This window comes from Jiangella mangrovi (assembly GCF_014204975.1).
Lineage (GTDB): Bacteria > Actinomycetota > Actinomycetes > Jiangellales > Jiangellaceae > Jiangella > Jiangella mangrovi.
Genome location: NZ_JACHMM010000001.1, coordinates 442,142 through 463,355 on the forward strand (window position 1 = coordinate 442,142; position 21,214 = coordinate 463,355).

General features: G+C 73.9%; 17 protein-coding genes. 7 read left to right on the top strand and 10 right to left on the bottom strand.

What is annotated here, in order from left to right:
* Positions 1-10: 10 nt before the first annotated feature.
* From HD601_RS01985 to HD601_RS02005, 5 genes are all read right to left on the bottom strand, one after another.
* Positions 11-1,720, bottom strand: coding sequence for an alkaline phosphatase family protein (locus HD601_RS01985; RefSeq protein WP_184818837.1), 1,710 nt, complete (start codon positions 1,718-1,720; stop codon positions 11-13).
* A gap of 100 nt (positions 1,721-1,820) precedes the next feature.
* Positions 1,821-2,096 (bottom strand): hypothetical protein, encoded by a 276-nt coding sequence (locus HD601_RS01990; RefSeq protein ID WP_184818839.1) that lies wholly within the window; start codon positions 2,094-2,096, stop codon positions 1,821-1,823.
* Between the two features lie 83 nt (positions 2,097-2,179).
* On the bottom strand, positions 2,180-2,455 hold the full coding sequence (locus HD601_RS01995) for a WhiB family transcriptional regulator (RefSeq protein WP_221441520.1): 276 nt from the start codon (positions 2,453-2,455) through the stop codon (positions 2,180-2,182).
* Positions 2,456-2,558: 103 nt separating this feature from the next.
* Positions 2,559-2,777: a hypothetical protein gene (locus HD601_RS02000; protein ID WP_184818841.1), complete on the bottom strand. Its 219-nt coding sequence runs from the start codon at positions 2,775-2,777 to the stop codon at positions 2,559-2,561.
* Between the two features lie 117 nt (positions 2,778-2,894).
* Positions 2,895-4,988, bottom strand: coding sequence for an ATP-dependent DNA helicase UvrD2 (locus HD601_RS02005; RefSeq protein WP_184818843.1), 2,094 nt, complete (start codon positions 4,986-4,988; stop codon positions 2,895-2,897).
* A 126-nt stretch (positions 4,989-5,114) separates the two neighbouring features.
* Here HD601_RS02005 and HD601_RS02010 point away from each other — a divergent pair, with 126 nt between their 5' ends.
* Entirely contained in the window at positions 5,115-5,363 is a 249-nt protein-coding gene (locus HD601_RS02010; protein ID WP_184818845.1) for a mycoredoxin, read from the top strand.
* Positions 5,364-5,373: 10 nt separating this feature from the next.
* Here the strand turns inward: HD601_RS02010 and nudC are convergent, their stop codons facing one another.
* Complete coding sequence (nudC, locus tag HD601_RS02015) at positions 5,374-6,270, bottom strand: NAD(+) diphosphatase (RefSeq protein ID WP_221440468.1); 897 nt, start codon at positions 6,268-6,270, stop codon at positions 5,374-5,376.
* A gap of 35 nt (positions 6,271-6,305) precedes the next feature.
* Here nudC and deoD point away from each other — a divergent pair, with 35 nt between their 5' ends.
* The 6 genes from deoD (at position 6,306) to HD601_RS02045 (ending at position 10,768) form a co-directional block, all read left to right on the top strand.
* The gene (gene deoD / locus HD601_RS02020; protein WP_184818847.1) at positions 6,306-7,010 is read left to right on the top strand and encodes a purine-nucleoside phosphorylase; all 705 of its coding nucleotides are present in this window, start codon (positions 6,306-6,308) and stop codon (positions 7,008-7,010) included.
* Positions 7,007-8,011, top strand: coding sequence for an endonuclease/exonuclease/phosphatase family protein (locus HD601_RS02025; protein WP_184818849.1), 1,005 nt, complete (start codon positions 7,007-7,009; stop codon positions 8,009-8,011). The genes deoD and HD601_RS02025 overlap by 4 nt, the downstream gene beginning before the upstream one ends.
* Positions 8,012-8,116: 105 nt before the next feature.
* Positions 8,117-8,608: a pyridoxamine 5'-phosphate oxidase family protein gene (locus HD601_RS02030; protein ID WP_184829368.1), complete on the top strand. Its 492-nt coding sequence runs from the start codon at positions 8,117-8,119 to the stop codon at positions 8,606-8,608.
* 15 nt (positions 8,609-8,623) lie between these two features.
* Positions 8,624-9,031: a YciI family protein gene (locus HD601_RS02035; RefSeq protein ID WP_184818851.1), complete on the top strand. Its 408-nt coding sequence runs from the start codon at positions 8,624-8,626 to the stop codon at positions 9,029-9,031.
* Entirely contained in the window at positions 9,028-10,179 is a 1,152-nt protein-coding gene (locus HD601_RS02040; protein ID WP_184818853.1) for a DUF6596 domain-containing protein, read from the top strand. The genes HD601_RS02035 and HD601_RS02040 overlap by 4 nt, the downstream gene beginning before the upstream one ends.
* Positions 10,180-10,231: 52 nt before the next feature.
* Positions 10,232-10,768: a DUF222 domain-containing protein gene (locus HD601_RS02045; RefSeq protein WP_184818855.1), complete on the top strand. Its 537-nt coding sequence runs from the start codon at positions 10,232-10,234 to the stop codon at positions 10,766-10,768.
* A 39-nt stretch (positions 10,769-10,807) separates the two neighbouring features.
* Here the strand turns inward: HD601_RS02045 and HD601_RS02050 are convergent, their stop codons facing one another.
* The 4 genes from HD601_RS02050 to HD601_RS02065 form a co-directional block, all read right to left on the bottom strand.
* Positions 10,808-13,144 carry a penicillin acylase family protein gene (locus tag HD601_RS02050; RefSeq protein ID WP_184818857.1) on the bottom strand — a complete coding sequence of 779 codons (2,337 nt, stop codon included), beginning with the start codon at positions 13,142-13,144 and terminating at the stop codon, positions 10,808-10,810.
* Between the two features lie 180 nt (positions 13,145-13,324).
* Positions 13,325-14,254, bottom strand: coding sequence for an NUDIX domain-containing protein (locus HD601_RS02055; protein WP_184818859.1), 930 nt, complete (start codon positions 14,252-14,254; stop codon positions 13,325-13,327).
* 496 nt (positions 14,255-14,750) lie between these two features.
* Complete coding sequence (locus HD601_RS02060) at positions 14,751-17,984, bottom strand: UvrD-helicase domain-containing protein (RefSeq protein WP_184818861.1); 3,234 nt, start codon at positions 17,982-17,984, stop codon at positions 14,751-14,753.
* Complete coding sequence (locus HD601_RS02065) at positions 17,981-21,175, bottom strand: UvrD-helicase domain-containing protein (RefSeq protein WP_221440470.1); 3,195 nt, start codon at positions 21,173-21,175, stop codon at positions 17,981-17,983. The genes HD601_RS02060 and HD601_RS02065 overlap by 4 nt, the downstream gene beginning before the upstream one ends.
* Positions 21,176-21,214: the final 39 nt, after the last annotated feature.

Genomic DNA, 21,214 nt, shown 5'->3' on the forward strand with positions numbered 1-21,214 from the left:
CGCCCCTCCCTCACCACCAGGCGGAGTCGAGCCGTGCCTCGATGGATCGCAAGTTGTCGCGCGCACAGCGGTCGCAGTAGTAGAGCGTGCGGCCGCGTTCGACGCTGCTGACCCAGGTCAGCGGCAGGTCCTCGGCGGTCGTTCCGCATTGTGCGCACGTCACCGGCACCGCTTCGGACACGCGGCTCTCCCCCGTGGTCGTCATGTGTTCCCCCCCACCCATTGCGCCGAGGTAGATGAACCCCGGCCCGACATCGTCGAACTCGATGCCGGCCGATCGCAACGACTGGTCCCAACCACCTGTGCACGCGGGGTCGGCGGCCTCGAACCCGTGGTCGGCGGTGAGCAGGATGACGACGTCGTCGGTGACGCCCAGGGCGTCGAGCCGGTCGAGGAAGGCGCCGAGCCGGCGGTCGGAGTCGGCGAAGGCGTCGCGGGCGACCGCCGACCGCGGCCCGCCTGCATGGTGCCCGGCGTCCGTGACGGCGCTGGCCCACCACATGAGGGCGGGCGCCGTCGCCGCGGACTCCCACAGGCTCAGCACCTGCTGCAGCCCGACGTCGTCGGCGCGGGTGGCCCAGGTGTAGTAGTCGTCGACCAGGTGGGCGCGGTTGCCGAGGTACGGCGACGCGGCGGCGTCGGGCATCAGGTGCGCCAGCGCGGCTGAGCCGTCGCCGGTGCCGCTCTGCCGGATCAGCTGCATGGTCGAGTAGCCGGCGCCGCGGTCGGCCGGCTCGTTGACGCATGCCGTCAGGGCGTCCGGGCGCACGGCGGCGACCTGCTCGAACACCGTCGGGACGTCGGGACGCGCCCACTCGGGCCAGCGGTGCCAGGTGGTGGAGTCGTTGGCGTCGATGCGCCGGCCGGTCGCGCGGTCGAGGAACAGGTTGCCGAGCACGCCGTGCCGGCCGACGGCGGCGCCGGTGAGGATCGACGTGTGGTTGGCCAGTGTCAGGCTGGGGAACTCGGCGACGGCCCCGCCGGTCAGCGCGCCTCCGCGCGACAGCAGCCGGGCGACGTTCGGCAGCCGGCCGGCCGCGGCCTGCTCCAGCAGATCGCCGCAGTGCGCGCCGTCCCACAGGATCCCGACGACCCAGCGGGCGCCGCGGCCGACCAGCCGGTCGAGCACGACGCCGTCGAGGGGTGCGCCGTGCGCGTCGGACAGCCGGCCGTGCGACGGCGACGGGTCGACGCCGGCCAGCCAGGCGAGGGTGGGCCCGATGTCGCGCAGCCGGGCGTGGTCGGCCACCAGCCCGTCGATCCGCACGCCCGGCCCGCTGAGCAGCAGCGGCGCGCGGGACTGGATGACGTCGAGGCTGCCGTGCTCGCCGTGGTGGCCGCCGAACTCCGGGAAGTAGTGCCGCGGGGTGTGCACGACGACGAGGTCGGGCGAGCGCACGGGGTCCGAGAACACCGACAGCAGCCGCTCGGCCGCATACGGGTAGGCGTTGCGCTCGTTCGGCGGCGACGGGTCGGCCACCTCGGACCCGTGTGGAAGGAACGCCATGGGGTCCTGGTCGGCGACGGGGTTGCGCCCGGACAGCACCTCGTCGGGCTCCCCGGGCCGCAGCCGCGCGGATCCGGCGGCGTTCATGACGACGACCCCGCGCTGTCCGTCGTCGTCCTCGGGCCAGGCCACGAGGTCGACGATGCCGGACAGTGCGGGGTCGGTCAGTACTTCTGCTGCTGCTGACAGGACGCGGTGACGACCGGAACTCACGAGGACTGGTTCCCTTTCCCTTGCGGGGCTCGCCCCCGCGTGGGACCTCGCGGTCGGCTTTGGGGCAAGCCTGTCATCGGACAGGCGCTACCTCAACCGATCAGTACGTGCGGCTGCGCATCGCGACGGCCGCGGCGGCCAGGTTCCTGGCTCGCTGCGCCGCCCGGGCGGCCCGCCGGTCCATCCGGCGAACGGCCAGCACGCGCCGTACTCGCTGTTCCTGCAGCGCTCGCTCGCGCTGCTCCGTACAGTGCGCACGCGCGAGGGCTTCGTTCATGAGATGCATCTCGGTGCTCCTGAAGTCTCGGTTCACGGTGGTGGAAGTGATCTGCGGAAGGTCTGGGGTGGGCGTCGCGGCCCGGAGCTCGGTCGTCATGTCGGTCCATCCATCGGGGTCATCGGTCGTCGGCAGCTGCCGTTGGTGCCCTGAACTCGTGTCTCGGCGTCGCGCTGGTCCCGCTACGCCGCGATCTCGTTCTTCCTGGGGCGGCCACGCGGGCGCTTGCGCGCCACGATGGCTCCGGAGACGAAGAGCTCTCCGCCCCACACACCCCAAGGCTCGGCCCGGTCCATCGCACCCGCGAGGCACTGTGCCCGTACGGGGCACTCCTGGCAGAGCAGCTTGGCGTGTTCGACGTCAGCCGGCGACTCGGCGAACCACAGCTCCGGGTCCTTCTTGCAGGGCATGGACTCGTCGGCCGCTACGGCACGGTCGAGAACGCTGGTCAGCATCATGAGTTCGGTCACCTCCCTTCCTTCCGAGTCGGTCGAGACAAACAAAAAGGCCGCGGATCCCGGTGTGGGGTCCGCGGCCTGGAAGGCGCCGGTCTGATCATGCCTAGACCGGTGGACCCCAGGTGCGGACGCGCACGCCGCGCTTGACCCCATCGACGAGGTGCGTCGTCGCGACATCGGCCTGCGGACGCACTTCACCCGTCATCGGGGCGGTGACGGGCGCGACGGAACGCACCCGTGCGCTCTGGGAGACACCACGGAGGACGCGCTCATACGCGAAGCCGACACCGCACACAGACGGGTTCAGAGTCGTGATCTTCATCAGGGCGTCCCTCCTTTCGGCGTCAATCCCGAGCCGGTCTCTCCGGATCGTGGGCACCCTGCATTGCAAGGTGCTCGGACATGCTATTCCGGCCCCCATGTAAGGGGCAACCTATTTTTACGGTAATTCTTCGGCGAGATCCTGACACAGCCGAAGAACGTCCTCACCGTACCGGTCCAGCTTCGTGCGCCCAACCCCGGGGATGGCCGCGAGCTGAGCCTCGTCGGCCGGCTTGGACTCGGCGATGGCGATGAGGGTGGCGTCGGTGAACACGACGTAGGCCGGCACCTTCTGCTCCTGCGACCGCTCGAGCCGCCAGGCGCGCAGCCGCTCGAACAGCGCGTCGTCCATGGACGACGGGCAGCTGCCGCACCGGCCGAGCTTGCGGTCGACGGCGTCGACGAGCGGCGCGCCGCACACCCGGCAGCGCGCCGGCGCCCCGGACTTGCGGCCGCGGCCGCCGGCGCCGCGCTCGGGCCGGTGGTCGCTGCGGGCACCGCCGCCGGGGCGGACGCCGTCGAGGAAGCGGCTGGGCCGGCGGTTGCCGCGCCCGCCGGGCTGGCGGGCCAGCGACCACGAGATGGACAGGTGCTCGCGAGCGCGGGTGACGCCGACGTAGAGCAGCCGACGCTCCTCTTCGATCTGCGCGGGGGTCTCGGCGTAGCTCAGCGGCAGCGTGCCCTCGTGGCAGCCGACGACGAAGACGGCGTCCCATTCGAGGCCCTTGGCCGAGTGCAGCGACGAGAGGGTGACGCCGTCGGCCGAGGGGGCGTGCTGGGCGGCCGCCCGGGCCTCGAGCTCCTCGACGACGTCGGCCAGCGTGGCGCCGGGCTTGGCCGCCACGACCTCTTCGGCGAGCGACACCAGCGCCGCCAGCGACTCCCAGCGCTCGCGGGCCTGGCCGCCGCCAGCGGGCGGGGCCGGCGACCAGCCGGCCGAGCTGAGCACCGCGGCCGTGGCCGCCGCGGCGTCGGGGGCATCGGGCGCGCCGTCGGCCGTGCGGACCGCCGCTCGCAGCAGCATGGCCGCCTGGCGCACCTCGCCGCGGTCGAAGAACCGCTCGGCGCCGCGGACCACGTAGGCGACGCCGACGTTGGCCAGCGCCTGCTCGTAGGCCTCGGACTGCGCGTTGACCCGGAACAGCACCGAGATCTCTCGCAGCGGAGTGCCGTTGGCGACCAGCTTGGCCACCTGGTCGGCCACCCACGCGGCCTCGGCGAGCTCGTCGGGGTGCTCGACGAAGGACGGCTTGGGGCCGGGCGGGCGCTGCGCCTCGAGGACGACCCCGGCCAGGGCGTCGCGGCCGGGCTTGAGGACGGCGTTGGCGACGTCGACCACCTGGGGCGTGGAGCGGTAGTCGCGGAACAGCCGCACGACGGTGGCGCCGGGGAAGCGCTGCGGGAAGCGGACGAGGTAGTCGGGCTGGGCGCCGGCGAAGGAGTAGATGGTCTGGGCGGGGTCGCCGACGACGCAGACGTCGGTGCGCTCGCCCATCCAGAGGTCGAGCAGCTTCTGCTGCACCGGCGAGACGTCCTGGTACTCGTCGACCACGAAGTGGTGGTACTGCGAGCGCACCTGCTGGGCGACGCCGGGATGCCCGGACAGCAGGCCGACGGCGGCGAGCAGGATGTCCTCCATGTCCATGACGTTGCGGTCGGTCTTGAGGTCCTCGTACGCGGCGTAGACGCGGGCGACGGAGTCGGGGTCGACGCCGCCGACCTCGCGGTGCGCGGCCTCGGCCGCGGTGACGTAGGACTCGGGCAGGACGTTGCTGACCTTGGCCCACTCGATCTCGGACGCGAGGTCGCGCAGCACCGTGCGGTCGGTGGGCACCCGGCAGCGCGACGCCGCCGAGCCGACGATGGGCAGCTTGCTGGAGCTGATCTCGGGGAGGTCGGAGCCGGTGATCTGCGGCCAGAAGTAGCGGGCCTGGCGCAGCGCAGCGGAGTGGAACGTGCGCGCCTGCACGCCCTCGGCGCCCAGCGAGCGCAGCCGGCCGCGCATCTCTCCGGCCGCGCGGGTAGTGAACGTGACGGCGAGCGTGCGGCGCGGGTCGAACGCGCCGGTGTGCACGCCGTGGGCGATGCGGTGGGTGATGGCGCGGGTCTTGCCCGTGCCCGCACCGGCGATGACGCAGACCGGCCCGGTGAGCGCGGTGGCGACCGCCCGCTGCTCGGGATCGAGGCCGGCGAGGACGTCGGGTGTGGGCATCGCTCCATCCTGGCAGCCGGCACCGACAGGATGCGAGGCGGATCGCGCCGCGGTACGGAACAATCCGGACCGGCGCCGGTGTTGAACTGGCTGTCACGTCAACGATATGTCGAGAGCGGAGCGTCGATGTCGCAGTTCACCATGTACAGCACCACCTGGTGTGGCTACTGCCGTCGGCTCAAGACGGCGCTGAACCGCGACGGCATCACCTTCCACGAGGTCGACATCGAGACCGACCCGAAGTCCGCCGACCTCGTCATGAGCCTCAACCAGGGCAACGCCGTCGTGCCGACCCTGGTGTTCTCCGACGGCAGCGCGCTGACCAACCCCAGCCCGTCGCAGGTGAAGGCCAAGCTCACCGCCATCGCCGGCTGACGGCTGACGGCTAACGCCAGGTGGCGTCCACCGGGAGCGGCCGGCCGTACCACCCCTCGACCAGCTTCCGGGCGATCGAGATGCCGCTGGGCGGAAGCACGTCGCCGCTCTCCATGGCGGCCGTGAGCTCGTCGCGGCTGAACCAGCGCGCCTCGGCGATCTCCTCGCCGTCCGGCGTCGGCTCCTCGCCGGCCGCGCTCGCGTAGTAGCCGAGCATGAGGCTGGACGGGAACGGCCACGGCTGGGCTCCGGCGTAGGTGCACGACGTCACCCGCACGCCGGCCTCCTCGTAGAGCTCGCGCACGACGGCGTGCTCCGGCGTCTCGCCCGGCTCGACGAAGCCGGCGAGCGTCGAGAACCGCTTCCCGGGCCAGGCCGCCGAGCGTCCCAGCAGACAGCGCTCCTTCTCGTCGACCACCAGCACGATGATCGCGGGGTCGGTGCGCGGGAAGTGCTGCGAGCCGTCGAGCTCGCAGACCCGGACGTGCCCGCCCTGCTCGGAGCGCGTGGGGCCGCCGCAGCGCGGGCAGAACCGGTGCGTGGCGTGCCAGTTGGCCAGCGCGATGGCGTGGACGGCGAGCCCCGCGTCGCGGTCGCCGAGCGCCGCGCCGACCTCGCGCAGCGTCGCGCCGCCGTCGGGCTTCTCGCCGACGTGGACGGCGACGAAGGCCACGCCGTCGTCGAGCCCGAGCAGGAGGCGGTCGCCGTCGGGCGCGTCGGCCGGCGACACGAACCGCAGGCCGTCGCCGTCGACCGGCACCGTGCCGTCGCCGACCAGCAGCACCCGCGTGGCGGCGTCGGCCCACAGCGAGTCCAGCCAGGCGGCGTCGGCGCGGCGGTCGGCGGCGCGGTCGACCGTGGAGCGCGAAAGGGCGAGGGGTCCGGGCAAGACATAGGCCTCGTGCACGACCCACGACCCTACGCCGGATACGGTTTCCACTCGTGAGCACCCACATCGCTGCCGCGTCCGGCGAGATCGCCGAGACCGTCCTCCTGCCGGGCGACCCGCTCCGTGCCGAGTGGATCGCCAAGACGTATCTCGACGACGTCACCTGCTACACGCAGGTCCGCAACATGCTGGGCTTCACCGGCACCTACCGGGGTCAGCGCATCTCGGTCCAGGGCACCGGCATGGGCCAGCCGTCGATCTCGATCTACGTCCACGAACTGCTCGCCGAGTACGGCGTGAAGAACCTGCTGCGCGTCGGGTCGTGCGGCGGGCTGCTGGCCGACGTCCGCGTCCGCGACCTCGTCATCGGCGTCTCCGCGGCGTCGGACTCGGCGATGAACGCACTGCGCTTCGAGGGCTTCCACTACGCCCCGACGGCGGACTTCTCGCTGGTGCGGGCCTACGTCGAGAAGGCCGAGGCCGTCGGCGCCCGGTACCACGTCGGGCAGGTCTTCAGCACCGACTCCTTCTACCACGACCGTCCCGAGCTGCGGGACCGGCTGACGCAGTACGGCGTCATGGCCGTCGAGATGGAGGCGGCCGCCCTGTACACACTGGCCGCGAAGTTCGGCGCCCGCGCCATGGCCGTCTGCACGGTCAGCGACAACCTCGTCACCGGCGAGGAGACGTCGGCCGAGGAGCGCGAGCGCACGTTCGCCGAGATGGTCGAGCTGGCGCTGGACTCCGTCTCGGCGTGACACCGCGCGGCTGGGCGTGGCCGGCCGGATCGGCCGCGGCGGCCGCGCTGCTCGCGGTGCTGGTGGTCTGGCCGCAGGCGTTCGGCATGGCCGGCGTCTACGGCCCGGCCCAGGTGGTGGCGCTGCGCGGCCTGACGGTGGTCGCCGGCGGTGCCGCCGCCGTGGGCGTCGCCGTGCTGGCGCTGGTCGTCCGGCCGGCCCGGTGGCCGCTGGCGGCGGTCGCCGGGGTCGTCGCCGTCGCGACGGTGTTCTCGGCCGGCGTGCTGTGGTCGCGGGGCGTCTGGTCCGACCGGATCACGTCGGCCGCGTCGTCGACGTCCGGCGAGGGCGAGGTGCAGGTGCTCGCCTTCAACACCCTGTACGACGGCGCCGGCCCGGAGGTCGTGGCCGGCCTGATCACGACCTACGGCGCCGACGTGGTCGTGCTGCCGGAGACCTCCGCGGAGACGACGTCGCGCGCCGCGACACTGGCGGGTGGTGGCTTCCAGGTCTTCCACCACCAGGTCGACGCCGGCATCACCTCGGCGACGGGGCTGCTGGTGGCGACGTCGCTGGGGACGTACGGCGAGCCGCGGCCGGACCCGTCCGGCGGGCTCGGCTCGTTCACCGTCCGGCCGGAGCCGGGCTCGGACGGCCCGCCGATCACCGCCGTGCACGCCTGGCCGCCCACCGGCGACGCGATGGCCCGCTGGCGCGACGACACCGTCTGGGCCGTGCGCCGGTGCAAGGGCGCCGAGGGCTCGATCGTCGCCGGCGACTTCAACGCGACGCTGGACCACCCGGCGCTGCGCTCGCTGGCGCCGTGCGCCGACGCCGCGGCCGAACGCGACGCTGCCGCCGTCGGCACCTGGCCGGCGACCTGGCCGTGGTGGGCGGGCGCGCCCATCGACCACGTGCTCGCCGACGCGCGGGCCTGGGAGGTCGTGTCGTTCAGCGTGCTCGGCGCCGCCGGCGGCAGCGACCACCGGCCGGTGCTGGCGGTGCTGCGCCCGGCGGGCTAGAAGATTCTTCGAACTTCTTCGCTCGAGGTGTCGAGAACGGCGAACCGGCTCCGTCCCCGGGGTACGAGTGGCCACGAGGGCCACCCGCCGACGGGAGTGATGACAGTGCAGCCGAACCAGATCACCGAGATCCTGAACCGCCCGTACAGCCAGGAGCTGCTGGCCCGCGACATCGCCCGGCTGGCCTACGTCGCCGCCGACGGCACCCCCCGCGTCGTCCCCATCGGGTTCTCCTGGAACGGCACCGAGGTCGTCATGTGCACGTCGACGAACGCCGCGAAGCTGGACGCACTGCGCCGCAACCCGGCCGTCGCGCTGACCATCGACACCGAGGTGCACCCGCCGAAGGTGCTGCTGATCCGCGGCACGGCCGAGCTGGACGTCGTCGACGGCATCCCGGACGAGTACATGGAGATGAACAGCACCTACCAGATGACGCCCGAGCAGCGCGTCGAGTGGGAGGCCGGTGTCCGGGCCCTGTACGACCAGATGGTGCGGGTCGTGGTGACCCCGACGTGGGTGAAACTGATCGACTTCGAGACCACCCTGCCCAGCAACGTCGAGGAGCTCGTCGCTCGGAAGGCCGGGCAGGCCTGACCAGGAAGGATCACCGTGAAGTACCTGCTGCTGAAGCACTACAGGGGCGGACCCGACGCCGTCTCCCCACAGCCGCCGATGGACCAGTGGGCGCCCGAGGACGTCGACGCGCACATCCAGTACATGCGCGACTTCGCCGCCCGGCTGGTCGAGACGGGCGAGTTCGTCGACGAGCGTGCCCTGCGCCCCGAGGGCACGTTCGTGCGCCACGACGGCGTGGGCCGCCCGCCGGTCACCGACGGCCCGTTCGCCGAGACCAAGGACCTCGTCGCCGGCTGGATGCTGATCGACGTCGACTCGTGGGAGCGGGCGGTCGAGCTGGCCGGAGAGCTGTCCGCCGCTCCCTGCGCCGGTGGCGAGCCGGGCCGCGAGTGGCTCGAGGTCCGGCCGCTGTTCACCGAGCAGCTCCTGGGCACGGAGTGAACGAGGCGCTGCTGCGCGAGCTCGTCCCCGCGGTCATCGGGATCCTCGTGCGGCGCGGCGCCGACTTCGCGTCGGCCGAGGACGCCGTGCAGGAGGCCCTGATCCGGGCGCTGGCGACCTGGCCGGACGATCCGCCCCGCGACCCCAAGGCGTGGCTCGTCACGGCCGCGTGGCACAAGTTCGTCGACGCCACCCGGGCCGAGGCCTCGAGGCGGGGGCGGGAGGTCGCGGTCGACGCCGAGCCGCTTGCCGGACCGGCGCCCTCCAGCGACGACACCCTGCGGCTCTACTTCCTGTGCGCGCACCCCACGCTGCCGCCGGCCTCTGCCGTCGCTCTGACGCTGCGCGCGGTCGGCGGCCTGACGACCCGGCAGATCGCCGCCGCCCACCTCGTCCCCGAGGCGACCATGGCGCAGCGGATCAGCCGGGCCAAGCGGAAGCTCGAGGGGCTGCCGCTGGACCAGCCCGGGGACCTCGCCACGGTGCTGCGCGTGCTCTACCTCGTCTTCAACGAGGGCTACGGGGGCGACGTCGACCTCGCCGCCGAGGCGATCCGCATCACCCGCCAGCTCGCCGCGCTGACCGACGAGCCCGAGGTCGCGGGGCTGCTCGCGCTCATGCTGCTGCACCACGCACGGCGCGCCTCGCGCACCGGCCCGGACGGCCGCCTGGTGCCGCTCGGGTCGCAGGACCGGTCCCGCTGGGACACCGGGCTGATCGCCGACGGCGTGACGGTCCTGCAGGCGGCCCTCGCCCGCGATCGGCTGGGCGAGTACCAGGCGCAGGCCGCGATCGCCGCCCTGCACGCCGACGCACCGAGCGCGGCGGAGACCGACTGGGTGCAGATCGTCGAGTGGTACGACGAGCTGCTGCCGCTCACCGGCGACAGCCCCGTGGTGCGGCTCAACCGGGCGGTGGCGGTCGGCGAGGCCGACGGGCCGCGGGCCGGCCTGGCCGCGCTGGACGGGGTCGATCCCGAGCTCCCGCGCTACGCCGCGGTGGCGGCGTACCTGTGCGAGCGGTCGGGAGACCTCGCGCGGGCGGCGGAGCTGTACGCCGACGCCGCCCACGCCGCCACCAGCGTGCCCGAGCGCGACCACCTCACGCGCGAGGCGGCCCGCGTGCGCCAGCAGCTGCGAGGTTCGTGAGAGCATCCGGATCCGGTCGCGACTTCGAACAGGTGTGCGATACGCTGCGGACATGATCCGCCCCGGAGATCACCCCAGCGCGGCCTGGGCCGGCCTGGCCCCCGGCACCGTCCTCAACGCCGTGCTCGAGACGTTCGACCCGCCCGCGCTCCCCCGCCGCGACCTCCCCCGCGTCGCCGCGGCCTACCAGCGCCAGGGCTCCCACCTCGACGCCATGCAGGCCCGCATCATCGCCGAGCTGGCCTCGCGGGCCGAGCCGCCGGGCGGCGCGGCCACGCCGGTCACCATCGCCGAGGCCCTGCACCTCGACCTCGACACCGCGACGGAGCTCGTCACCCTCGCCGTCGACCTCGTCACCGGCCTGCCCGCCACGCTCGCGGCCCTCGACGACGGCCGCATCACGCTGGCGAAGGCGCGCGTCATCGCCCGGCGCACCCGGCGGCTCGGCCCCGCCACCCGGGTCGCGGTCGAGGCCGTCGCCCTGGCCCGCGCGCCCGAGCTCACCGAGCCGCAGCTGCGCCGCTGGCTCGACGACGCCATGACGCCGCCGGAGAACGGCGAGAACGGCGAGGCTCGTGCCTCGTCCTGAACCGGACGAGGCGCGAGCCCGGGTCGGCCGCGGGTGGGATCAGCCCCGGTCGTGGCGTGGCACCAGCATGATCCGCTGCTCGGTGTGCCGCTCGATGGCCCCGCGGCTGTACAGCAGCGGGAAGTAGTCCCACGTCGACCACCGCTCGACCAGGTCGTCGTAGTGCCGGCTGCCCGGGACCCCGGACTGGCCGGGCACGTTCAGCGCGATCGAGTTGTCCCACCGGCCGACGTCCAGCACCATCTTGAACGACGCCGCGGCGCTGGCCAGCGGGTTGCCGCCGCTGCCCGGCATCTGCACCGACGGGATGTCCCAGTCCGGCATCAGGTCGCCGAGCCGGTGGTTCCAGCCCACCGTCACGCCGCGGTACGCCCACTGCGACGGGTCGTCGCCGTGCCCGGCCTGGGCGGCGGTGAACGCGTCGCGCAGGCTGGTCAGCAGCAGCTCGTCGCGGGTCGCCGCGCCGCCGTCGAACCAGGCCTCGGGGTCGCGCAGCGCGTCCTCGACCACGAGCCAGTCGAGGTTGCCGAACTCGTCGAGATCGTCCGGCGCCACCAGCTCGGCCTTGACCGCCTGGTTGATGCGGGTCTCCCAGTAGCCGCGGTACAGCAGGGCGTGCGGCGAGCCGACCTCCTCGCGGAAGTCGTAGCCGCGCATGAACTCCAGCGCCTGCGCGGTCACGGGGTCGGCCGGATCGAGGGCGCCGGCCATGCCCATGATCTCGCGGGTGCGGATGTTGAGGATGTCGCTCTGCAGCGCCGCGGACTCCTGCACCGTGTGGTCGTCGTCGGCGGCCAGCACCTCGTCGATCCGGTTCTTGCGGATCGGGTCGGACCAGATGTACCCGAACCGGCTGTCGTCCTGGGCGTTGAACTGGTTGGCCGTCGCCGCGAACCCCTCCGGCGGGTTGAACAGCGACGGGAACTCCTCGATGCCGCGGAAGCCGGCCCACTCGTACCGCCCGTCGCCGGGCACCGGCAACAGACCGTCGAAGCCGACCCGGACCGGCGCCTTCCCGCCGGGCTGCCAGCCGATGTCGCCGTGCACGTCCGCGTACACCTGGTTCTCGCCGGGGGTGGCCCAGCGCGACATGGCGTCGGTGAAGTCGTCCCAGCTGCGCGCGTTCATGTAGCCCGAGCTGCCGAAGTACGGCGCCGTGCCGGGCTCGGTCCACACCGTGCGCACCGCGTAGGCGCGGTGGTTCTCCTCGTCGACGAGCGTGACCGGGCCGTGGCGGGTGAAGACCAGGTCGTGGGTCTCGGTGCCGCCGCCCCGGACGTCGATCTCGGTCGGCCGGACCTCGAACGGCTCCCACTCGCCCTGGTACAGGTACCGCTCGTTGGTCTCGTCGAGCTCGTACACGTACAGGTCCGCCTCGTCGACCGCGAAGATCGTCAGGCCGAACGCGGCGGTCCCGTTGTGCCCGATCGAGATGCCGGGCAGACCGGGCTCACCGGCGCCGATCACGTCCAGCTCCGGGGAGCTCAGGTGCGTGATGTAGCGCAGGGACGGGTTCTCGTGCGCGCGATGCGGGTCGTTGGCCAGGATCGGCCGCCCGGTCGCGGTCTTGTCCGCCGACACCACCCAGTTGTTGCTGCCGGGCTCGAAGTCGGGGCGGTCCTCGACGGTCAGCGGGCGCGCCGCGTCGCCGGTGAAGCGCACCGACGACGTCGCCAGGTCGTACACGTCCAGGACGTCGGCGGGGATGCTGCAGGGGTCGAGCCCCTCGGGCACCCGGGTGGTGTGGTCGGGCTCGTAGCGCTCCCGCAGCGGGTCGAGGTCGAGGCGGCCGCGGCAGGCCAGTCCGCGGGCGAGCGAGACCTCGTTGCTGACGCCGCGCGTGAGACCGTGCGTGCGGTTGCGGACGGCGTCCTCCGGCGCCCACCTGTCCGGGAAGTAGTCCAGCAGCCGGAACTCCGGCGGCAGCGCCTCGGGGTTGTCCTCGAGCCAGTCGATGTAGGCGTTGATGCCGGCGGCGAACCGGGTGGCCATCTCCTCGGCGCCTTCGCCGTAGGCGGCCCACTCGTCCTCCATGTCGCCCTGGTAGAGGAACAGGCGGGCGGCGCGGTCCTGCTCGACGTAATCCGGTCCGAAGACCTCCGACAGCTGCCCGAGCCCGCGGCGGCGCCACAGGTCGATCTGGAACAGCCGGTCGCGGGCGACGTTCCAGCCCTGGGCGAAGAACGCGTCCTCGGAGCTGCGGGCGAAGATGTGCGGCACGCCCCACTCGTCGACGTTGATCCGGACAGGCGAGTCGAGGCCCTCGACGCGGTAGCGCTCGACCCCGGTTCCCTGAGCCTGCGACGGCACCAGCAGGCCGGCCACGAGGAGCAGCGCCGCCGCTCCTACCAGGCCCAGGCGTCTCGATCTGGACATGTGGACTCCCTTCTGCACGGCATGGGGGAGAAAGGTGTCAACCCTGGAAAAACCAGGTGACAAGCGAGTCAACCGATGGATGACCTCGACGTCAACAGATCGATCTCAATACCGCGTCAATAGTCACGGCTAAGACGTCAATGATTCCTAAACCCGCAGCTCACAGCGGGACGGACGGCGTCAGGAGGCCGCGCGCAGCGCCTCGGTGGTGACGGCGGTCAGCGCCAGCGCGACCACCTCGGCCGGGTCGAACCAGCGGGCGCCGACGGTGGAGCCGCCGACGTCGGCCAGCACCAGCTCGGCGGGCTCGTCGACCACCACGTCGTAGTAGGGGCGCACGCCGTGCCAATCGATCGCGAAGCCCTCGGGGCCCAGCTGCTCGGGCTCGCGGTGGCTGGCCACACCGAGCAGCCGGCGCACCCGGCCGATCTGCCCGGTCTCTTCGTGCAGCTCGCGCAGCAGCGCCTGCGAGGGCTGCTCGCCGAAGTCGGTGCCGCCGCCGGGCAGGTGCCAGCAGCCGGCGTCGGGGTAGCCCTCGGCCACCTGGGTGAGCAGGATGCGCCCGTGCGGGTCGCGGACCAGCCCGTACGCGGCGAAGCGCTGCACGGTGTGGCGGCCGTCGGGCGCCTGCTGGATGTGGAAGCCGGGAAGCTCGGGCATCTGCTCCGGCGGCAGGTCCGTCGTCGACAGCGGGAGCTTGAGGACCTGCGCGACGAACGGGCGCAGCTGCAGCGTCGCCGCCTCGTCGAGGCTGACCCAGCGGACGTCGTCGACCATGGGCGAGAGCGGCTCCGGCTCGCCGCTGATGACCTCGGCCTCGAACAGGATGCGGTCGGTGTGCAGCGTGACCTCGCGGTGCGGCCGGGCTCGGGTGTCGGCGAGCACGTCGATGGGCGTGACGGCGCGCAGCAGCAGCCCGGACTCCGCGGCCGCCTCGCGCACGACGGCGTCGCGCGGGTGCTCGCCGTGCAGGACGCTGCCGCCCGGAAGGGTCCAGACCCCCGGCGTCCCCGACTTCACCGACTCGCGGATCAGCAGCACGCGCGCGGACGCGTCGAGACAGACGGCGTAGGCGGCGATGCGGCGGAGCGGTTTCAGTGCGGGGGTCACGAGACAGGAGTGTCGCCCGCGCGGGCATGCCGATCAAGGGGCATCTCCGAGACCGAGACAACGAGTCATTTCTACTGCTAAACGGCCCGCGAACAGGTATGATGCGCACTTCGGCGGTTCCCCGGGCGATCCGCACGCCGTCCGGCCCGCTCGTGGTGACGCGTCGCCGTCACGTGCGCCGATCGGCCGTTCCCGCAGGACCCGATGCTTGCCCCGTCACAGAATCTGGTCGATCGTCACACTTCGCCGCGTGACCTGGCCGATTACCCCCCAATTGACCACAGTGGTGGGCATAGGTCCCGTGGCCGCAACACTCGCGCAGCGGCCGGGGACAACGGCTCCCGCGCAGCTCGACGGGGACGGAGCAGCGGGAGCGCGATGGTCGCCGGACCAGCGCCTTGCAGGGCAGCGGGGTCCGGCGACCATCGTGGGCCCATTCGTTCCCGCCAGGAACTGGGCCGCGGCGAGCTCGATAGCCCCACCTCGCCGCGGCCCCTCAGTCCTCCGCCTGGGGGACGGCCGTCACCAGCGCCGTCAGCTCCTCCTCGGCCATGAGGTCGGCGGGGCGGACGGTGACGTTCTGGCGCACGTGGTGGAACGCGGCGCCGACGTGGTCGAGCGGCAGACCGTAGAGCCGGGCGAACGCCAGCCGGTACGCCGCCAGCTGCACGGTGCGGGCCGCGGCCTCCTCGTCGGTGGCCGGCGGTCGGCCGGTCTTCCAGTCGACGACGTCGATGCCGCCCTGCTCGGTGCCGAACACGGCGTCGACCCGGCCGCGCAGCAGCACCCCGGCGACCAGCAGCTCGAACGGCGCCTCGACCTCGACCGGGGTGCGCCCGGCCCAGTGGCTGCCCAGGAACGCCTCTTGCAGCGAGGCCAGCTCGCGGTCGGGCGCGGCGCCGTCGTCGGCGAAGCCGGGCAGCTCGTCGACGTCGAGCAGGCGCGGCGCGCCCCAGCGCGACTCGAGCCACGAGTGGAACAGCGTGCCCCGGCGGGCCAGCGGGGCGGGCGGGCGCGGCACGGGACGGCGCAGGGACCGGGCCAGGCCCTCGGGGCTCTCGCGCAGCGCCACGAGCTGCGACACCGAGAGGTGCTCGGGCAGCGCGACGTCGATGGGCCGCAGCGAGGAGTGGCGCTCGCGCTCGGCCAGCAGCCGCTCGACCTCGGCGTCCCACTCGGTGGCCGGTTGCTCGGGATCGAAGAGCACGCCGTCGACGGCGCCCTGCTGGGAGCGGACGAGCGCGGCGCCGTCCTCGAGCAGCGCGCGCCGCTGCCCGAGCGGGTCGTAGGGCCAGCGCAGCTCGCGCACGTTCTGGGTGAGCGGGTTGGTGTCGTCGTCCTCGGGCGGCTGCACCCACACGCCGACCTCGCCGGCGCCGTCCTGGCACGCCACCTTGATCTCGTGCAGGAACATCGACAGCTCACGTGGCCGGACGGCGTCGTCCCAGACGTAGCCGGAGCAGACCAGCATGTGCCGGGCCCGGGTGACGGCGACATAGGCCAGCCGGCGCTCCTCGAGCCGGGCCGCCGCCGCGGCGTCGCCGTAGAACGCGTCGACGGCGTCGCGGACGCCCACCTGGTCGGCAGCGCCCGAGAGGTCGAGCGGCGGCAGCGAGCCGGCGTCGCCGCGCAGCGCGTACGGCAGGTCGCCCGGGTCGCCGAGCCAGGCCCGCTGCTTCTCGCCGCCGGACGGGAAGATCTTGTCGACCAGCCCGGTGACGAACACCGCGTCCCATTCGAGGCCCTTGGCGCCGTGCACCGTGAGCACCTGGACGCGGTCGCCGGAGACCTCGACCTCGCCGGGCGCCAAGCCGCGTTCGGCGGTCTCGGCGGCCTCGAGGTAGGCCAGGAACCCGGAGAGCGTGCTGCCGGCGTCGCGGTTCTCGAACTCGGCGGCGACGTCGAGGAAGCGGTCGAGGTTGGCTCGCCCGCCCGGGCCGCGCCGCGCCGCCAGCTCGATGTCGAGGCCGAGCGTGCGCTGCACGTCGTGGACCAGCTCGGTGAGCGACTGGCCGGTGCGGGTGCGCAGCTCGCGCAGCTCGGCCGAGAGCGTGCGCAGCCGGCGCCCGCCGTCGGGCGAGAACCAGCCGTCGCCCTGGGGCAGCGCGTCGAGGGCGTCGACGATGCTCAGCTCGTCGACCTCGTCGAGCGCGATGCCGTCGGCCGCCTGGCCGCGCCCCGGCCGCCCGCCGCCGGTGTCGCCGTCGGGCCGGCCCAGCCGCCGCGCCCAGCGGGCGAGTGCGTCGAGGTCGCGCGGCCCGATGCGCCAGCGCGACCCCGTGAGCAGCCGCATGAGGGCGTCGCCGCGGGACGGGTCGTTGACGACGCGCAGCGTGGCCACGACGTCGCCGACCTCGGCCGTGGCCAGCAGGCCGCCGACGCCCACGACCTCGACCGGCAGGTCGACGGCCCGCAGCGCCGACTCGAGCCGCGGGATCTGGCTGCGGTTGCGGACCAGCACCGCCACCGTGCGGCCGTCGTCGGAGGCGTCCCAGAACGCCCGGGCGCGGCGCGCGACGTCGGCGGCCTCGTCGTCGGCGGTGAGGTGCAGCGACGCGACGACGGTGGACGGCGGCAGCCCGGCGAACGCCGTCAGCTCGGGCACGTCGAGGCCCTGGGCGCGCAGCGGCTGCGACAGCCGGTTGGCGACCTGCAGGATCTCGGCGCCGTTGCGGAAGCTCGTGGTCAGGGAGTCGAGCCGGGCCAGGCCGCCGCTGCCGCCGTCGTCGCCGATCGCCTGGAACTCGCGGCGGAACGACGTCAGCGTGCCGGCGCTGGCGCCGCGCCAGCCGTAGATGGACTGGCACGGGTCGCCGACCGCCGTGACCGGGTGGCCGCCGCCGAACAGCGACCGCAGCAGCACCAGCTGCGCGTGGCTGGTGTCCTGGTACTCGTCGAGCAGCACCACGCCGTACGCGGCCCGCTCGGCCTCGCCGACCTCGGGGAACCGGTCGGCCAGGGTGGCGGCGAGCTCGGCCTGGTCGGCGAAGTCGAGGACCTCGTCGGCCTGCTTGCGGGCCCGGAACTCCTCGACCACCGGGAGTAGCGCCACCCGGGCGTCCTGGACGGCCAGGCCCTTGGCGACGTCGGCGTAGAGCAGGTCCTTGGTGCGCTGTGCCTTGGCCTTGGGCAGCGACTCGATGTGCGCGCGCAGGCCGGCCGTGTACTCCTGGATCTGCGGCGGGGTGACGAGGTGCCCGGCCAGTTCGTTGTGGAGGTCGAGGACCTTCTGCACGACGGTGGACGGCGCGTAGCCGACGGCGTCCATGTCGCCGTCGTAGGCCGACACGACCCGCTGGGAGTACTGCCAGGCCACGGCCTCGGTGATGAGTCGCGCGCCGGGCTCGCGGCCGAGACGCAGGGCGTGCTCGGCGACGATGCGCCCGGCGTAGGCGTCGTAGGTGAGCACCGTCGGTTCGCCGTCGAGGAGGTCGGGCGGCACCAGCCCGCGCGCGGCCAGCTGCGACAGACGGCGGCGGATGCGGGCGGCCAGCTCGCGGGCGGCCTTGCGGGTGAACGTGAGGCCGAGGACGTCCTCGGGCCGGACCAGGCCGGACGCGACCAGCCAGACCACGCGCGCCGCCATGGTCTCGGTCTTGCCCGAGCCGGCGCCGGCGACGACGACGCCCGGCGCGAGCGGCGCGGCGATGGCCGCCTCCTGCTCCGGCGTCGGGTCGGGCTGGCCGAGGCGGCGGGCCAGCTCCGTGGGCGAGAGGGTCGTCGTCGTCACGGCGTCACCTGCTCGCCCTCGGGCCAGACCGGGCAGGACGGCCGGGCCGGGCAGAATCCGCACCAGCCGCCCTTCTCGGCCCGGAACGCCGGCTGGCGCATGCCCGAGGCCGTGCGCTCCATGAGGTCGTGTGCCCAGGTGGGCTCGTCGTCGTCGGGCAGAGCGCCCTGCAGCTGCTCCTTCGCCTGGCCCTTGGCGTCCTTGCCGAGCTGGACCAGGCTGGCGCCGCCGCTGCGCCGCTCGCCGCCGGTGGCGCCGTCGAACCCGCCGTGCACGATGGCCAGCTGGTACGCCGCGAGCTGCGCGTGCTCGGCCACCTCATTCGTGGTGGGTGCGGAGACGCCGGTCTTGTAGTCGACGACGACCAGCCGGCCGTCGCCGTCGGCGTCGAGGCGGTCGACCCGCCCGACCAGCCGGGCGTCGCCCACACGGACGTCGAAGTCGAGCTCGGCGCCGACCATGGTGCGCGGGTTGTCGCGCAGCCAGCGGCCCAGCCGCTGCACCATGTCGCGCACGCGGGTGTACTCGCGCGCCGCGACCCAGCCCTCGCCGGCGTCGATGCCCGGCCACGAGTTGTCCAGCTCGGTGAGCAGCTTGTCATCGGACCAGCCCTCGACGGCCGCGCGCTCGGCGAGGTCGTGGATGAGCGAGCCGACGCCCGCGCGGCGCAGGTCGGAGTCGGTGGCGCCGCAGGCCTTGAGCAGCCAGCGCAGCTCGCACCGGTTGAACTCCTCGACCTTCGACGGCGACACCCGCACCGGGAGGTCGGGGTGGCCGAGGGGGTCGGTGACGGAGACCGGCCGCAGGCCGTACCAGTCGTCGGGGTCGGCCTGCTGCACGCCGGCGGCGGCGAGCCGGGCCAGCTGGTGCGCCGCACCGCGCCGCCGCTCTTCGGGCTGGGCGGGATCGCAGACGACGCCGCGCAGCTCGGCGACGACGGCGGGGAGGTCGAGGCCGCGGCCGGGCGCCTGGACCAGCCGCTCGACGGCGCCGTCGGCCGGCAGCGGGTCGATGTCGTCGAGGAACCGCGACGGCTGCGACTCCTCGTTGGACACCGCGGTGAGGTACAGACGGCGCCGGGCCCGGGTGACGGCGACGTAGAACAGCCGGCGCTCCTCGGCCAGCCGGGCGCTGGCGCGGGTGACGGCGGAGTCGTCGCGGTGGGCGACGAGGTCGACCAGCGACTCGGTGCCGAGCAGGCTGCCACGCTCGCGGACGTCGGGCCAGACGCCCTCTTGCACGCCCGCGACCACGACGACGTCCCATTCGAGGCCCTTGGCGGCGTGCGCGGTCAGGATGGCGACGCTGGCCGTCTGGGGCCCGCCGGGACGGTAGGTGTCGGCCGGGAGCTGCTGGTCGCGCAGGTGCTCGGCGAACCCGGCCGGCCCCGCGCCGGGCATGCGGTCGACGAACTTGGCGACGGCGTCGAACAGTGCGACGACGGCGTCGAGGTCGGCGTCGGCGGCGGGCGCGGCCCGTCCCCGGGAGAGGGCGGCGCGCGACCAGCGCGCCTCGAGCCCCGAGCCCGACCAGACCGCCCACAGGACGTCCTCGGCGGTGGCGCCGTCGGCGTCGGCGGCCTCGCGGGCGGCGGTGAGGAGGCCGGCGACGCGGGCGGCCGGGGCGACGGCGTGGTCGTCGAGGAAGCGCAGCTCTTCGGGGGTGGTGATGGCCTCGACCAGCAGCTCGCCGGAGGCCCGGCCGCCGCCCGAGGTGAGCTCGTGGGCGCGCAGCTCCTGCCGCAGCCGGCGGACGGCGAGCGCGTCGGCCCCGCCGAGCGGCCCAGTGATGAGGTCGAGCGCGGTCTCGACGTCGAGCTCGCGCAGCCCGGTGGCGAGCTCGAGCACCGTCAGCAGGGCGCGGACCGGCGGCTGGTCGACCAGCGGCACGTCCTCGGTGCGCACGCTGACCGGCACGCCGGCGCCTGCCAGGGCGCGCCGCAGCACCGGGATGGCGGACGCGCTGCGCACCAGCACCGCCATGGACCCCCACGGGACGTCGTCGAGCAGGTGCGCCGCGCGCAGCCGGCCGGCGACGAACGCCGCCTCCTGGCTGGCGCTGGCCAGCAGGTGCACGGTGGCGCGGTCGTCGCCGTCGCTGAGCGGAGGGCTGACGCCGTCGACCCCCGATGGGTTGTCGGCGGGCGGGGCCGGGCGGAGCTCGCGGTGCCGGCTGAGCCCGCCGAGCCGCACGGCCACCCGCCGCGACGACGTCAGCAACCGCGGGCCGCAGCGTCGCGACACCGTCAGCGCCATGACCTCGCCGGGTGAGCCGTCGGCGGCGGGGAAGCGGTCGGCGAAGCGGCGGATCGCCTCGGGCTCGGCGCCGCGGAAGCCGTAGATGGACTGGTCGGGGTCGCCGACGACGAGCAGCTCGCGCCCGCCGCCGGCCAGCAGCCCGAGCAGGTCCTCTTGCGCGGGATCGGAGTCCTGGTACTCGTCGACGACGACGACGGCGCGCGCCTGCCGCTCGCGCGCCAGCAGGTCGGGGTCGTCGCGGAGCAGGCCGGCGGCGGCGCGGACCAGTTCGGCCTGGTCGAAGGTGGGCGGGTAGCGGAACGCCGTGACGCCGCCGTACTGCTGGGCGAACCGGGCGGCGGCCTGCCAGTCGTCGCGGCCGTGGGCGCGGCCCAGCGCGGCGAGGTCGTCGGGGCCGATGCCGCGCTCGACGGCGCGCATGAGGAAGTCGCGCAGCTCGGCGGCGAACCCGCGGGTCAGCAGCGCCGGGCGCAGGTGGTCGGGCCAGTAGTCGGCCCCCAGCTCCTCGACGTCGCCGCGGAGCAGCTCGCGGATGAGGACGTCCTGCTCGGCACCCCCCAGCAGCCGCGGCGACGGCTCGCCCTGAGCGATGGCCTCGCGCCTGAGCAGGCCGAACGCATAGGAGTGGAGCGTGCGGGCCAGCGGCTCGCGGATGGTGCGGCCGAGGCGGCGGGCGATGCGTTCGCGCAGCTCGGCGGCCGCGCGCCGGCTGAACGTCAGCACCAGCACCCGCTCGGGGTCGAGCCCGTCGTGCTCGACCCGGTGCGCGACCGCCTCGACCAGCGTCGTCGTCTTGCCCGTGCCCGGCCCCGCGAGCAGCAGCAACGGCCCACCCCGGTGCTCGACGGCGCGCTGCTGGGAGTCGTCGAGGCGGACCGGCGGGGGCGTGGGCCGGACGGTGCGCACCAGTCGGACCGCTGCGGGACGCCTCACCGAATGCCGCTCCTCTTCTGTCCGATTCGCCGAGTGATC

What these genes read in the sequence shown, in the direction of transcription:
- HD601_RS01990 (WP_184818839.1), bottom strand. Translation starts at nt 2,096, where the DNA reads ATGACGACCGAGCTCCGGGCCGCGACGCCCACCCCAGACCTTCCGCAG.
- HD601_RS01995 (WP_221441520.1), bottom strand. Translation starts at nt 2,455, where the DNA reads ATGATGCTGACCAGCGTTCTCGACCGTGCCGTAGCGGCCGACGAGTCC.
- HD601_RS02000 (WP_184818841.1), bottom strand. Translation starts at nt 2,777, where the DNA reads ATGAAGATCACGACTCTGAACCCGTCTGTGTGCGGTGTCGGCTTCGCG.
- HD601_RS02005 (WP_184818843.1), bottom strand. Translation starts at nt 4,988, where the DNA reads ATGCCCACACCCGACGTCCTCGCCGGCCTCGATCCCGAGCAGCGGGCG.
- HD601_RS02010 (WP_184818845.1), top strand. Translation starts at nt 5,115, where the DNA reads ATGTCGCAGTTCACCATGTACAGCACCACCTGGTGTGGCTACTGCCGT.
- HD601_RS02045 (WP_184818855.1), top strand. Translation starts at nt 10,232, where the DNA reads ATGATCCGCCCCGGAGATCACCCCAGCGCGGCCTGGGCCGGCCTGGCC.
- HD601_RS02050 (WP_184818857.1), bottom strand. Translation starts at nt 13,144, where the DNA reads ATGTCCAGATCGAGACGCCTGGGCCTGGTAGGAGCGGCGGCGCTGCTC.